General features: G+C 68.1%; 13 protein-coding genes. 12 read left to right on the top strand and 1 reads right to left on the bottom strand.

What is annotated here, in order from left to right:
• Positions 1–53: 53 nt before the first annotated feature.
• The 7 genes from ACK41U_RS00065 to ACK41U_RS00035 all read left to right on the top strand — a co-directional run bounded on the left by ACK41U_RS00065 (position 54) and on the right by ACK41U_RS00035 (position 4,409).
• Complete coding sequence (locus ACK41U_RS00065; protein WP_409674212.1) at positions 54–998, top strand: SIS domain-containing protein; 945 nt, start codon at positions 54–56, stop codon at positions 996–998.
• 3 nt (positions 999–1,001) lie between these two features.
• The gene (locus ACK41U_RS00060) at positions 1,002–1,580 is read left to right on the top strand and encodes a hypothetical protein (RefSeq protein WP_409674210.1); all 579 of its coding nucleotides are present in this window, start codon (positions 1,002–1,004) and stop codon (positions 1,578–1,580) included.
• Positions 1,581–1,600: 20 nt separating this feature from the next.
• Positions 1,601–2,083: a lipopolysaccharide transport periplasmic protein LptA gene (gene lptA, locus ACK41U_RS00055; RefSeq protein ID WP_409674208.1), complete on the top strand. Its 483-nt coding sequence runs from the start codon at positions 1,601–1,603 to the stop codon at positions 2,081–2,083.
• Positions 2,083–2,832: an LPS export ABC transporter ATP-binding protein gene (gene lptB, locus ACK41U_RS00050; RefSeq protein ID WP_409674206.1), complete on the top strand. Its 750-nt coding sequence runs from the start codon at positions 2,083–2,085 to the stop codon at positions 2,830–2,832. Before lptA ends, lptB begins: the two co-directional genes overlap by 1 nt.
• A gap of 205 nt (positions 2,833–3,037) precedes the next feature.
• Positions 3,038–3,613 (top strand): ribosome hibernation-promoting factor, HPF/YfiA family, encoded by a 576-nt coding sequence (hpf, locus tag ACK41U_RS00045; RefSeq protein ID WP_409674204.1) that lies wholly within the window; start codon positions 3,038–3,040, stop codon positions 3,611–3,613.
• Positions 3,614–3,698: 85 nt separating this feature from the next.
• The gene (locus ACK41U_RS00040; RefSeq protein WP_409674202.1) at positions 3,699–4,163 is read left to right on the top strand and encodes a PTS sugar transporter subunit IIA; all 465 of its coding nucleotides are present in this window, start codon (positions 3,699–3,701) and stop codon (positions 4,161–4,163) included.
• A gap of 57 nt (positions 4,164–4,220) precedes the next feature.
• Entirely contained in the window at positions 4,221–4,409 is a 189-nt protein-coding gene (locus ACK41U_RS00035; protein WP_409674200.1) for a hypothetical protein, read from the top strand.
• Between the two features lie 172 nt (positions 4,410–4,581).
• Here the strand turns inward: ACK41U_RS00035 and ACK41U_RS00030 are convergent, their stop codons facing one another.
• Complete coding sequence (locus tag ACK41U_RS00030; RefSeq protein WP_409674511.1) at positions 4,582–5,451, bottom strand: branched-chain amino acid aminotransferase; 870 nt, start codon at positions 5,449–5,451, stop codon at positions 4,582–4,584.
• Between the two features lie 155 nt (positions 5,452–5,606).
• Here ACK41U_RS00030 and ACK41U_RS00025 point away from each other — a divergent pair, with 155 nt between their 5' ends.
• Genes ACK41U_RS00025 through ACK41U_RS00005 form a run of 5 tightly spaced genes read left to right on the top strand, consistent with a single transcriptional unit; the run spans position 5,607 to position 12,454 of the window.
• The gene (locus tag ACK41U_RS00025; RefSeq protein WP_409674198.1) at positions 5,607–6,125 is read left to right on the top strand and encodes a MarR family winged helix-turn-helix transcriptional regulator; all 519 of its coding nucleotides are present in this window, start codon (positions 5,607–5,609) and stop codon (positions 6,123–6,125) included.
• 6 nt (positions 6,126–6,131) lie between these two features.
• Positions 6,132–6,839, top strand: coding sequence for a response regulator (locus ACK41U_RS00020; RefSeq protein ID WP_409674196.1), 708 nt, complete (start codon positions 6,132–6,134; stop codon positions 6,837–6,839).
• 30 nt (positions 6,840–6,869) lie between these two features.
• Positions 6,870–7,682 (top strand): uracil-DNA glycosylase, encoded by an 813-nt coding sequence (locus tag ACK41U_RS00015; RefSeq protein ID WP_409674194.1) that lies wholly within the window; start codon positions 6,870–6,872, stop codon positions 7,680–7,682.
• A 55-nt stretch (positions 7,683–7,737) separates the two neighbouring features.
• Positions 7,738–9,087, top strand: a complete 1,350-nt coding sequence (locus ACK41U_RS00010; protein ID WP_409674192.1) for an efflux RND transporter periplasmic adaptor subunit — start codon at positions 7,738–7,740, stop codon at positions 9,085–9,087.
• Positions 9,080–12,454 carry an efflux RND transporter permease subunit gene (locus ACK41U_RS00005; RefSeq protein ID WP_409674190.1) on the top strand — a complete coding sequence of 1,125 codons (3,375 nt, stop codon included), beginning with the start codon at positions 9,080–9,082 and terminating at the stop codon, positions 12,452–12,454. The genes ACK41U_RS00010 and ACK41U_RS00005 overlap by 8 nt, the downstream gene beginning before the upstream one ends.
• Positions 12,455–12,568: the final 114 nt, after the last annotated feature.

Genomic DNA, 12,568 nt, shown 5'->3' with positions numbered 1-12,568 from the left:
TCGCCCCCCGGACCCCCCGAGGATATTTTTGGGACCAAAGCAGGAGCGGGCGCGTGGCTGATTACATCGAGACGGCGCGGCGGGTGATCGGCGTCGAGATTGCCGGGCTTGAGGCGCTGTCGGCAGGGCTGGGGGACGGTTTTTCCCGGGCGGTCGAGCTGATTCTGGCGGTGCGCGGGCGGGTGATCGTCTCGGGGATGGGCAAGTCGGGCCATGTCGGGCGCAAGATTGCGGCGACCTTTGCCTCGACCGGGACGCCGGCACAATTCGTGCATCCGGCCGAAGCCAGCCATGGCGATCTGGGCATGGTGACCGGGGCAGATCTGGCGCTGGTCCTGTCCAACAGTGGTGAGACGCCGGAGCTGGCCGATCTGATCGCGCATACGCGGCGGTTCAAGATCCCGCTGGTGGGCGTGGCCTCGCGGCCCGGTTCGACCCTGTTGCGGCAGGCGGATGTGGCGCTGGTGCTGCCGCAGGCCGAGGAAGCCTGTGGCATCGGCATCGTGCCCACGACCTCGACCACGATGACGCTGGCGCTTGGCGATGCGCTGGCGATTGCGCTGATGGAGCATCGCCGCTTTACGCCCGAGCATTTCCGCACCTTTCATCCGGGGGGCAAGCTGGGGGCGCTGCTGGCGAAGGTGGGCGATCTGGCCAGCCGCGATCTGCCGCTGGTGGCCGAGGACGCGCCCATGTCCGAGGCACTGCTGGTCATCAGCCAGAAGGGCTATGGTGTGACCGGGGTGATGGATGCCAAGGGGCATCTGGCCGGGATCATCACCGATGGCGATTTGCGGCGGCATATGGACGGGCTGTTGTCGCGGCGCGCCCGCGAGGTGATGACCGCCAGCCCGCGCGTGATTGCACCCGATGCCCTGGCCGCCACCGCGCTGGCCGAGATGCAGGCCGCCAAGATCACCTGTCTGTTCGCGGTCGAGGAGGCGCGCCCGGTGGGCATCCTGCATATCCATGACTGTCTGCGCGCCGGGCTGGTCTAGGCCATGACCCGGACCCGCATCGTCCGCTCGTTGCGCGTGATTCTGCCGCTGCTGGCGCTGGCGCTGCTGTCGACGCTGTTCCTGTTCTCGCGCGAGCCGGATGCCACCTCGCGCATCCCCTATGCCGAGGTCGATGCCGAGGCCATGGCCCGCGATCCGCGGCTGGTGGCGCCCGATTATGCGACAGTGACCGAGGACGGGGCACGGCTGACCTTGCAGGCCAGCTCTGCTGCGCCGGGCAGCGGGGGCGGGCGCGCCGCCGATCTGCGGCTGGACTGGCAGCGCGCCGATGGGCTGGCCGCGGATCTGGCGGCGCCCGAGGGCGGGCTGGCGGATGGGCGGGTGTCGCTGGCGGGGGGCGTGCGGATGACCACCAGCACCGGCTGGCAGATGCAGGCGCCGCGCATTGATGCCGCCACCGACCGGTCCGAGATCACCGCCGGTGACGGGGTCGAGGCCGAGGCGCCCTTTGGGCGGATCGCCGCAGGCGCCATGCGTCTGGTGCCCGCCGATGATGCCGTGCCCGAGGGCGCTGCGGTCTTGAATTTCTCTGGCGGTGTCCGTCTGATATACCAGCCCTGAGCCGCGAAAGGATGCCTGCGATGACCCGCCCCCTGCTGATCCTTGCCATTGTTGCCATGACGGGCCTGCCTGCTCTGGCGCAGAACATGACATTCGGCGGCATGCGCGCCGATACCAGTGCCCCGGTCGAGGTGGCCGCCGACAATCTGTCGGTCAATCAGGCCGATGGCAGCGCCGTCTTTACCGGCAATGTGGTGATCGGGCAGGGCGAGATGCGCCTGTCTGCCGCGACCGTGCATGTGACCTATGGCGAGGGCGGGCAGAACCGCATCCGCGCCTTGCGGGCGGTGGGCGATGTCACGCTGGTCTCGGGCGAGGATGCCGCCGAGGCGGCCGAGGCGGTCTATGATGTCGAGGCGGGGCAGGTCACGCTGACCGGCGATGTGGTTCTGGCACAGGGCGCGAATGTGCTGACCGGTGACAGGATGGTGGTCGATCTGGCCACCGGCGCCGCCGAGGTGGCGGGCCGGGTGCGCACCATCCTGCAACCGGGCGGCAACTGATGCGGCATCAGGACGTCACCGGACAGGGCGGGCTGCAGGTCCGCAACCTGCGCAAATCCTATCGCAACCGGCTGGTGATCCGCGAGGTCTCGGTCGATCTGCGGCGGGGCGAGGTGGTGGCGCTGCTGGGGCCCAACGGCTCGGGCAAGACGACCTGCTTTTACTGCATCGCCGGGCTGGTCACGCCCGATGCGGGGCAGGTGATCATCGACGGGCAGGACGCGACCCGCCTGCCGATGTTCCGCCGCGCGCGCATGGGCATCGGCTATCTGCCGCAGGAGATGTCGATCTTTCGCGGCCTGACGGTCGAGCAGAACATCATGGCGGTGCTGGAGGTGGCGCTGGACGATCCGCGCCACCGCCGCGACCGGCTGGAGGAACTGCTGGCCGATTTCTCGATCACCCATCTGCGCGGCGCCCCGGCGCTGGCCCTGTCGGGGGGCGAGCGCAGGCGGGCCGAGATCGCGCGCTGTCTGGCCTCGGATCCCAGCTTTCTGCTGCTGGACGAGCCCTTCGCGGGCGTCGATCCGATCGCGGTGGGCGAGATCCGCGGGCTGGTCCATGCGCTGAAATCGCGCGGCATCGGCGTGCTGATCACCGATCACAATGTGCGCGAGACGCTGGGGATCGTGGACCGCGCCTATATCCTGCATGACGGGCATGTGCTGATGTCGGGCACCACCGATCAGATCGTGGCCGATCCCCGCGTGCGCGAGGTCTATCTGGGCGACAGCTTTCGTCTTGCCTGAGGGCGGGCCGCTCGGCGGACTCGCGGATGGGTTGTCCGATTTTTGATCACGCCGCCGTGTCAGCCCGTTGACAGTGCGGGCGCTCTGTCACCAAATTGAAATATGCAGCAGCGGTGAATCAACCCTGCCGCGCGCACCCCGTCCCGTTGCGCCCCGTGTGCGCGGGGCACGCCCTGAGGGGACGGGCAACCGAAGAGGAGACATGATGCGCTACACGATCAGCGGAAAACATATCGACGTCGGGGATGCCCTGACCACGCATGTCAAATCCGAACTGGGCGAGACGATCGAGAAATACTCTCAGCGCCCCACCGATGCGACGGTCACCTTCTCGAAAGACGCTCATCAGTTCACCTGCGATGCGGTTGTGCATCTGTCCACCGGGCTGACGGTGCAGGCGCGGGGCGCCGCAAACGAGGTCTATGCCGCCTTCGAGGCCTGCCGCGAGCGGATGGACAAGCAGCTGCGCCGCTACAAGCGCCGCCTCAAGGATCATCACAAGGCACGTGTCGAGCCGGTTGCCTTTGGCGATGCCGGCAGCTATGTGCTGGCCGCTGAAGAGGATGACTGGGAATCGACGGCCGAAAGCCTTGAACCCATCATCATCGCCGAGATGGAAAGCCGTGTTCCCACATTGTCGGTTGGGGATGCAGTGATGCAGATGGAACTGGCAGGGACGCCGCTTCTGGTGTTCCGCAACGAGAAACATGGCGGCGTCAACGTTGTCCACCGCCGCGATGACGGTAATGTGGGCTGGATCGACCCGCGCGGGAACGGCTGACGGCCGGTCTGCGCAACGCCGCGGAAAAGTGAAACGCCCCCGTCGCCTGCGGCGGGGGCGCATATCTTGGGAAAGACGCGACCAGATGCAGATTGCCGAAATCCTCAGGCCCGGAGCCGTGCGCTCACTGGGTCAGGTCACCTCGAAAAAGAGGTTGTTTCAGGAACTCGCCGAGGTTGCGCAGGCCGAATACGGCCTGACCGCCCCCGAGGTGCTGGACGCCCTGCAGGAACGCGAAAGCCTTGGGCCGACGGGCGTGGGGCAGGGCGTGGCGCTGCCGCATGCACGCCTGCACGGGCTGGACAAGGTCGCGGGACTGTTCCTGCGGCTGGAAAAGCCGCTGGATTTCGATGCGGTGGACCGGCAGCCGGTCGATCTGGTCTTTGCGCTTCTGGCGCCCGAAACCGGAGGCGTCGATCACCTGAAGGCGTTGGCGCTGGTCTCGCGCACGCTGCGCGACGCGGATCTGCGCAGCAAGCTGCGCGCGAATGACGATCCGGTCGCGCTGCACGCCGTTCTGGCCGCCGCCCAGGGCATCAAGGCCGCGTGACGGGTTTCAATTAGTCCGGTCCGGCCCTATATTGAGGGGAGGACAGGAGGATTGAACATGCAACGTCATCTGATCGACCAGCCGCGCAGCAACTCGAACGCCCGCTTGCGCGAATTCATCCGGCAGGAACGGCAGTCGGGTCTGCACCCGTCTGTTCTGGCCTTGCTGGCGCGCCCCAAGGCCCGGACCGGTGAGAACCGCAAGGCGGTGGAATTCGCTCGTATTCTGCGGGGCCGCCTGAGCTGAGACGTCTGGGCCGTGCCGCAAAAAGGGGGGCTGTCTGCCCCCCAAAGCGCTGCGCGCTTTTCCCCCCGAGGATATTTTCCGACCAAAGCAGGCGCAAACCCTGCTCCTGCTTTGGTCTTCAAGTATCCCGGGGGAATCGCGAAGCGATGGGGGCAGAGCCCCCTTCTGCCGTTCAGGCGCGCACGAGGGCCTCATAGTCTTCGGCGACCTTGCGGGTGATCTGGCCGACCTGGAAATGCCAGTCGCCGATCTGACCCACCGGGGTCACCTCGGCGGCGGTGCCGGTCAGCCAGCACTCGCTGAAGCTTGCCAGTTCGTCCGGCAGGATGCGGCGCTCGTGGACGGTGAAGCCCTTGTCTTTCAGCATGGCGATGATGGTCTGGCGGGTGATGCCGTTGAGGAAACGGTCGGCCAGAGGCGTGTGGATTTCGCCATCGCGCACGAAAAAGATATTGGCGCCGGTGGCCTCGGCGACATAGCCCTCCCAGTCCATGAACAGGGCATCCGAGCAGCCCTTGGCCTCGGCGGCATGTTTGGACATGGTGCAGATCATGTAGAGGCCTGCGGCTTTTGCGGCGGTGGGGATCGTGTCGGGCGAGGGGCGTTTCCACTTGGCCACGTCCAGCTTCGCGCCCTGCCATTTCGCATCGCCGTAATAGCTGCCCCATTCCCAGGCACAGACCGCCATGCGCACCGGGTTGCGCGCCGCCGAGACGCCCATATCCGGCCCCGAGCCGCGCCATGCGACCACGCGCAGATAGGCATTGTCCAACCCGTTGGCGCGCAGGACCTCTTCTTTCGCGGCGTCGATCTGGTCGGCGCTGTAGGGGACCGGCATGTCCAGCAGGCGTCCCGATTCAATCAGGCGCAGCGAATGTTCATGGCTTTTGAAGATCTTGCCGTCATAGCACCGCTCGCCCTCGAAGACCGAGCTGGCATAATGCATCGCATGCGTCAGAATATGCACCTTGGCATCGCGCCATTCGACCAGTTGCCCGTCCATCCAGATCCAGCCGTCGCGATCGTCGTAAGCCGCCGTCATGTCATTCATCCTCCGCCGCCCATCCTGCATGATTCTTGCGCGTGACAGGGCAGAACAGTCCATTTGTTACGCAAGATGCTTGACGGCTAGCAATCAGCGGTTAGAAAGTCAACAACGCTGCCATATCGGCGATTTACCGGTGAAGGGTCTTGAGAATGCAGGAAAAGGCGCGGATTCAGGCGAGAGTGGGCGAGGATCTGCTGTTTCTGACCGACGACCAGCTTCGCCGCGGGATCGAGGCGATGTTCTTTGCCTATCGCGCCTTTACCGCTGATCCCGACATGATCCTGGCCGATCTGGACTATGGCCGCGCCCATCACCGGGCGCTGCATTTCGTCAACCGCGATCCGGGGCTGACGGTGACCGCGCTGCTGGCGGTTCTGGGCGTGACGAAGCAATCGCTGAACCGGGTCCTGCGCACGCTGATCGACGACGGCCTTGTCGAAAGCCGCATCGGCAGGCGCGACCGGCGCGAACGGCAGCTGTTCCTGACCACGCAGGGCACCACGCTGGAGCGCCGCCTGTCCGAGGCGCAGCGGGCGCGGATGCGGGCCGCTTACCGTCAGGCCGGGCCGCAGGCGGTGGCGGGTTTCCGTCAGGTTCTGGAAGCGATGATGGACCCCGAGACGCGGGCGCAGTATCAGGCGCTGAAAGACCTGCCCGAGGACCGATAGAGCCCCATGACCGCGCCCGATGCCCATCTGCTGATTGTCGATGATGACGAACGTATCCGCGCGCTGCTGGGGAAATTCCTGCGCAAAAGCGGCTATATGGTCACCTCGGCGCAGGATGCGGCGCAGGCGCGGCGGCTGCTGGCGGGGCTGGAATTCGATCTGATCGTACTGGATGTGATGATGCCCGGCGAGGATGGGCTGGCGCTGACCCGCGATCTGCGCCGGCGCCGGATCGAGACGCCGATCCTGCTGCTGACCGCGCGCGGCGAGACCGAGGACCGGATCAGCGGGCTGGAAAGCGGCGCCGATGACTATCTGGCCAAGCCGTTCGAGCCGCGCGAATTGCTGTTGCGGATCGCCGCGATCCTGCGCCGGGTGCCGGTGGCCGAGGTCACCCAGCCCAAGTTCCTGACGCTGGGGCCGCTGCGCTATGATACCGAAAAGGGCGATCTGTGGCAGGGCGATGCGCCATTGCGCCTGACCGGGACCGAGGCGGCGCTGCTGCGGCGTCTGGCCGCCAGCCGGGGCCAGCCGGTCAGCCGCGCCGAGCTGATCGACGATCTGGGCCGCGGCACCGGCGATGACGGCGAAAACAGCGAACGCGCCATCGACGTGCAGATCACCCGCCTGCGCCGCAAGATCGAGCCCGACCCCCGCGAGCCGCGCTTTTTGCAGACCGTGCGCGGGACCGGCTATATGCTGGTGGTGGACTAGGGCCGCCGCAGGGCCTAGCGTCGCGCCGTGATGGAACAGCCGACATATCAGGGATTCGCGCTGGACGGCGAGACGGCGCTGGCGCTGCTGGAATGGCAGCTTGAGATGGGTGCTGACACGCCGCTGCTGGACGCCCCCGTTGACCGGTTCGACCTGCCTGCGCGGGTGGCCGCGCCGGTGGCGCCCGCACCTGCGCCCGTGGTGCCGCCGGTCGATGACGAGGGTGATCTGACCGCCAGGCTGGCCGAGGCCGAGGCATTGGCCGCGCATGCCGCGACGCTGGAGGCGCTGGCCGCCGCGCAGGAGGGGTTTGACGGGATCGACCTGAAAAAGGGCGCGCGGAACTTCTGCTTTGCCGATGGCAATCCGAAGGCGCGGGTGCTGATCCTGGGCGAGGCGCCGGGCGACGAAGAGGACCGGCAGGGCCGCCCTTTCGTGGGCCGGGCGGGGCAGCTGCTGGACCGGATGTTCGGGGCCATCGGGCTGGCCCGCGATTCGGTCGATGCGGAACGCGCGCTGTATATCTGCAACGTGCTGACATGGCGCCCGCCGGGCAATCGCGACCCGCAGGCCGATGAAATTGCCGTGAGCCTGCCCTTTCTGCGTCGCCATATCGAGCTGGCCGCCCCGGATCTGATCGTTTTGATGGGCAATATTCCCTGTCAGGCGGCGCTGTCAAAGCGCGGCATTCTGCGGCTGCGCGGCCAGTGGGTGCAGGCGTTCGGACGCCCCGCGCTGCCGATGACGCACCCGGCCTATCTGCTGCGCAACCCGGCCGCCAAGCGCGAGGCCTGGAGCGACCTGTTGTCGCTGGCCGAAAAGCTGGAAGCCCTTTCCGTTTAGGTTTCGTTTCCGCATCATGCGCTAACCGGAACGTCCCACGATTGGACCTGTACGCATGCGATTCCTGACGCGCAGCCTTGCCGGGCTGTTCCTGACTTTCCTGACGATCGGGCTGCTGTTTCTGGCGGTGTTCCTGTTCTGGCAGGCGCTTGAGCAGCGCAGCGCCGGGGGGCCTCCGGGCCGGGCGCCCGCTGAGCAGGTCTATACCGCGCGGCTGCTGAGCGTTGACGCCGCCGAGGTGCAGCCGGTCATGCAGGTCTTTGGCTCGATCCAGTCGCGGCGGCAGCTGGAGCTGCGGGCGGGCGCCTCGGGTCAGGTCGTCTATCTGGACCCCGCCATGCAGGAGGGCGGTCAGGTGCGCGCCGGTCAGGTGCTGCTGCGCATCGACCCGCAGGCGGCGCAGGCGGCACTGGACAGCCGCGAGGCCGAGCGTGACGACGCGCAGGGCACGCTGGCCGACCGCCGTCGCAGCGTCACCATTGCCGCCGAGGATCTGGCCGCCGCCGAACGTCAGTTCGATCTGCGTCAGGCCGCGGTCAGCCGCCAGCAGGATCTGTCGGGTCGCGGCCTTGGCACCAGCACCGACCGCGAAACCGCCGAACTGGCCGCCTCGACCGCCGAGCAGGCCGTGATTTCGCGCCGCGCCGCGCTGGCTGATGCCGAAAGCGCCGTGACCGCCGCCGAAAACGCCCTGCGCCGGGCCGAGATTGCGCTGACCGAGGCGCGCCGGGCGCTGGATGATACCGAATTGCGCGCGGGGTTTGACGGGCGCGTGACCGCGATCAGCGCGGTGCAGGGCGGGCTGGTCAGCGTGAACGAACAACTGGCCACGATCATCGACCCCGATGCGCTGGAGGTGCAGATCCCGCTGTCGCTGGACCAGTTCGCGCGCCTTCTGGCGCAGGGCCGCACGATTGACGGCATTCCGGTCACCGTGCTGCTGGACGGAACATCGGGCCAGCTGACCGCCGATGCGGAGCTGGACCGCGCGGCGGCCTCGGTGGCCGAAGGGGGCACGGGGCGGCTGGTCTTTGCGCGGCTGACGGCAGGGGCCTCGGCCCTGCGGCCCGGCGATTTCGTGCGGGTGCGGATCACCGAACCCGTGCTGGCGGGGGCGGCGCTGATCCCGGCGACGGCGGTGGGCGGCGATGGGGCGGTGCTGGTTGCTGATGCCGAGGGGCGGCTGTCTTCCGCCCCGGTGGAGGTGCTGCGCCGTCAGGGCGACGATCTGGTGATCGCGGTGCCCGCCTCGCTGTCGGGCGCGCGGATCGTGGCCGAACGCGCGCCGCAACTGGGCACCGGCATCCGCGTGCAAGAGGTGGATGCACCACCGCAGGCAGAGGATGCGCGCGGCCCGGCGGCAGGCCAGCAGGCGCTGCGTGACGGGGGCGCGGGCCGTGGCTGAGGGGCAGGGCGGCCAGAGCCGGGGCATGCTGTCGCTGTTCGTGCGCCACCGCACGCTGGCCAATCTGGTGCTGGCGGTGATGGTCGTGGCGGGGCTTTACAGCGCCCCCAAGCTGCGGGCGCAGTTCTTCCCCGATACGGTCGTGCAGGAAATCGAGGTCAACGTCCGCTGGGACGGCGCCGGCGCCGATGATGTCGACCAGTCCGTCGTCGCCGTGCTGGAGCCTGCGCTGATGGGGGTCGAGGGCGTGGCCCTGACCACCTCGCAGGCCACGCAGGGCTCGGCCCGTGTGCGGCTGGAATTCGAGCCGGGCTGGGACATGTCCCGCGCCATGGCGGAAATCGAGACGGCGATCAGTGCGGCGGGCACCCTGCCCGAGGGCACCGAAGACCCGCAGATCAGCCGCCGGGCCTGGCGCGACCGGGTGGCCGATGTGGTGATCTCGGGGCCGCTGGGTCTGGACCAGCTGGGCCGGATTGCCGATGACATGTCGAACCGGCTTTATGCGCGCGGCGTGACCCGGCTGAGCGTCAGCGGCCTCAGCGCCCCCGAAACGCTGGTCGAGATCCGGATGAGCGATCTGGTCCGCCACGACCTGACGATGGAGCAGGTGGCGCAGGTGATCACTGCCGCCGCAGCGCCGACGCCTGCGGGCGACGTGGCCTCGGGGGCGGCGCGGGTGCGCACGGGGGCCGAGACGCGCGATCCGGCGGCGGTTGCGGCGCTTGTCCTCAAGGCGCAGCCCGATGGCACGCAGCTGACCGTGGGCGATGTGGCCGATGTCCGCGCCAGCGGCATCGACCGCAACACCGCCTATTTCGTGGGCGGCAACCCGGCGGTGATGCTGGGGGTCGAACGCAGCGCCTCGGGCGATGCCATCGGCATGCAGCGCGATGTCGAGGCGGTGGTGGCCCAGATGGCACCCTCGCTGCCCGCGGGCGTGCAGATGGATCTGGTCCGCGCGCGGGCCGAACAGATTTCGGGGCGGCTGACGCTGCTTCTGGACAATGCGATGCTGGGGCTGGCGCTGGTGCTGGGCCTGCTGTTTCTGTTCCTGAACGCGCGCACTGCGATCTGGGTCGCGGCGGGGATTCCGGCGGCGCTGCTGGCCGCCGTGGCGCTGATGTATGCGGCGGGCATGACGATCAACATGATCTCGTTGTTCGCGCTGATCCTGACGCTGGGGATCATCGTCGACGATGCGATCGTGGTGGGCGAGCATGCCGATTTCCGCCACCGCAAGCTGGGCGAGCCGCCGATGGTCGCGGCCGAGCGGGCGGCCTATCGGATGGCGGCGCCGGTCGTGTCCTCGACCCTGACGACGGTGATCGCCTTCGCCGCGCTGGTGATGATCGGCGGGCGGTTCGGCAATATGGTGGCCGATATTCCCTGGACCGTGATCATGGTGCTGATCGCCTCGCTGGTCGAATGCTTTCTGGTGCTGCCCAACCACATGGCCCATGCGCTGGCCAATTCCGCGAAAGAGCGGTGGTATGACAGGCCCTCGGTGTTCGTGAACCGCTGGCTGGACCGCTTCATCGCCCGCGTGGTGCGCCCGCTGGCGCGGCTGGTGCTGGTCGCGCGCTATCCGGCGCTGGCGCTGACGGTGGTGGCGCTGTCATGGTCGGCGGCGACGCTGGCCACGGGCAAGGTGCCGTGGCGGTTCTTTGACGCACCCGAACAGGGCAGCGTCACCGGCAATTTCGCCATGCTGGCCGGAGCCACGCGCGCCGATACCGTGCGGGTGATGAATGCGGTCCAGCAGGCGGTGGACGGCGTAGGCAGGCAATACGAGGCCGAATACGGCATCAACCCCATCACCCATTCCATGACCTTTCTGGGCAGCAATTCGGGCCGCCCCCTGCCCGGCGCCGAGACCAAGGATGCCGATCTGCTGGGCGCCGTGCAGATCGAGCTGATCGACCCCGATTTCCGCCCCTATTCCAGCTTTGAATTCGTGGCCGCCCTGCAGGACGCGATGCCCACCGATCCCCGGCTGGAGGTGGTCAGCTTCCGCGGCTTCCGCTCGGGGCCGGGGGGGGATGCGATTTCCGTGCGCATGTCCGGCGCGAATGCGACCGTGCTGAAGAACGCCGCCGAGGCGTTGAAGCAGCGCCTGTCGGCCTTCCCCGAAGTCTCTGCGCTGGAAGACAGCATGGACTACGACAAGGACGAGCTGGCGCTGCGCCTGACCGCGCGCGGCGAGGCGCTTGGGTTCACCACCCAGGCGCTGGCGCGCGAGCTGCGCCAGCGCCTGGGCGGGATCGAGGCTGCGACCTTCCCGGTGGGCACCCGCAGCGGCGCGATCATGGTCGAGTTGCCCCAAGAGGAACGGCGCGGCGATTTTCTGGACCGGATGGTCATGCGCACGGCCTCGGGGCAGTGGGTGCCACTGGCCGACATCGTCACGGTCGAGACGGCGGCGGGCTTTTCCGTCGTGCGCCGCGAGAATGGCGAGCGGATGATCTCGGTCACCGGCGATGTGTCCGATGACGATCCGGCCCGCGCGGCCGAGATCACGCAGGCGCTGCAATCGGATCTGATGCCCGCCATCGCGGCCGAATTCGGCGTGAACTACACCATCACCGGGCTGGCCGAGCAGGAGCAGGAGTTTCTGGGCGATGCCGTGCTGGGCTTTGCGCTGGCGCTGGCCGGGATCTACATGGTGCTGGCCTGGATCTTTGCCAGCTGGTCGCGGCCGCTGGTGGTGATGTCGGTCATTCCCTTTGGCCTGATCGGCGCGGTCTGGGGGCATTATATCTGGCAATTGCCGCTGACCATGTTCTCGATCGTGGGGCTGATCGGGATGTCGGGGATCATCATCAACGATTCGATCGTGCTGATCTCGACCATCGACGAATACGCAAAACAGCGCGGATTGCGCCCGGCCATCATCGCGGCTGTCTGCGACCGGTTCCGCCCGGTGCTGCTGACCACGGCGACCACCGTGCTGGGGCTGGCGCCGCTGTTGTATGAACGCTCGTCACAGGCGCTGTTTCTCAAGCCCACGGTGGTCACGCTGGTCTATGGCCTGGGCTTTGGCATGCTGGTCGTGCTGCTGGTCGTGCCTGCGGTTCTGGGCATCGGCGCCGATATCGGGCGCGCCCGGCAGGCGTTCGCGCGCAGCAGGCGTGCCTCGCCGCTGGCGGGGGTGATCCGGCTGGCCTGCGCGGGCGCCGGGCTGGCCTTCGCGCTGACGCTGCTGCCGGTGACGCTGCTGCCCGCGCTGGGGCTGGCACTGCCGGGCTGGTGGCCGGTGGCCGGGTCGGTGGGTGCGGCGCTGGCGGTCTATGTGGCGCTGCTGCTGGTCGTCGTGCTGGTCAGCGCTGCGCTGGCGGCGCGGCGGGGGCTGATGCGCGACGCCTAGGGCGTCAGGCGGCAGCCAAGCGTTTCCACCGCCTCATCCGCGCCGATCACGGTCAGGCGCAGTGCGCGCGGGTCCAGCGGAAAGGGCGCCGCCTCGGGGCCGACCAGTTCGGCC

The organism is Paracoccus sp. (in: a-proteobacteria) (assembly GCF_046289755.1).
GTDB lineage: Bacteria > Pseudomonadota > Alphaproteobacteria > Rhodobacterales > Rhodobacteraceae > Paracoccus.
This window is presented reverse-complemented; position numbering and strand designations above follow the sequence as displayed.

Bases quoted from the DNA above. Each gene is read 5' to 3' on its own strand.
- ACK41U_RS00060 (WP_409674210.1), top strand. From the start codon at position 1,002: ATGACCCGGACCCGCATCGTCCGCTCGTTGCGCGTGATTCTGCCGCTG.
- lptA (WP_409674208.1), top strand. From the start codon at position 1,601: ATGACCCGCCCCCTGCTGATCCTTGCCATTGTTGCCATGACGGGCCTG.
- lptB (WP_409674206.1), top strand. From the start codon at position 2,083: ATGCGGCATCAGGACGTCACCGGACAGGGCGGGCTGCAGGTCCGCAAC.
- hpf (WP_409674204.1), top strand. From the start codon at position 3,038: ATGCGCTACACGATCAGCGGAAAACATATCGACGTCGGGGATGCCCTG.
- ACK41U_RS00040 (WP_409674202.1), top strand. From the start codon at position 3,699: ATGCAGATTGCCGAAATCCTCAGGCCCGGAGCCGTGCGCTCACTGGGT.
- ACK41U_RS00035 (WP_409674200.1), top strand. From the start codon at position 4,221: ATGCAACGTCATCTGATCGACCAGCCGCGCAGCAACTCGAACGCCCGC.
- ACK41U_RS00030 (WP_409674511.1), bottom strand. From the start codon at position 5,451: ATGACGGCGGCTTACGACGATCGCGACGGCTGGATCTGGATGGACGGG.
- ACK41U_RS00025 (WP_409674198.1), top strand. From the start codon at position 5,607: ATGCAGGAAAAGGCGCGGATTCAGGCGAGAGTGGGCGAGGATCTGCTG.
- ACK41U_RS00020 (WP_409674196.1), top strand. From the start codon at position 6,132: ATGACCGCGCCCGATGCCCATCTGCTGATTGTCGATGATGACGAACGT.
- ACK41U_RS00015 (WP_409674194.1), top strand. From the start codon at position 6,870: ATGGAACAGCCGACATATCAGGGATTCGCGCTGGACGGCGAGACGGCG.
- ACK41U_RS00010 (WP_409674192.1), top strand. From the start codon at position 7,738: ATGCGATTCCTGACGCGCAGCCTTGCCGGGCTGTTCCTGACTTTCCTG.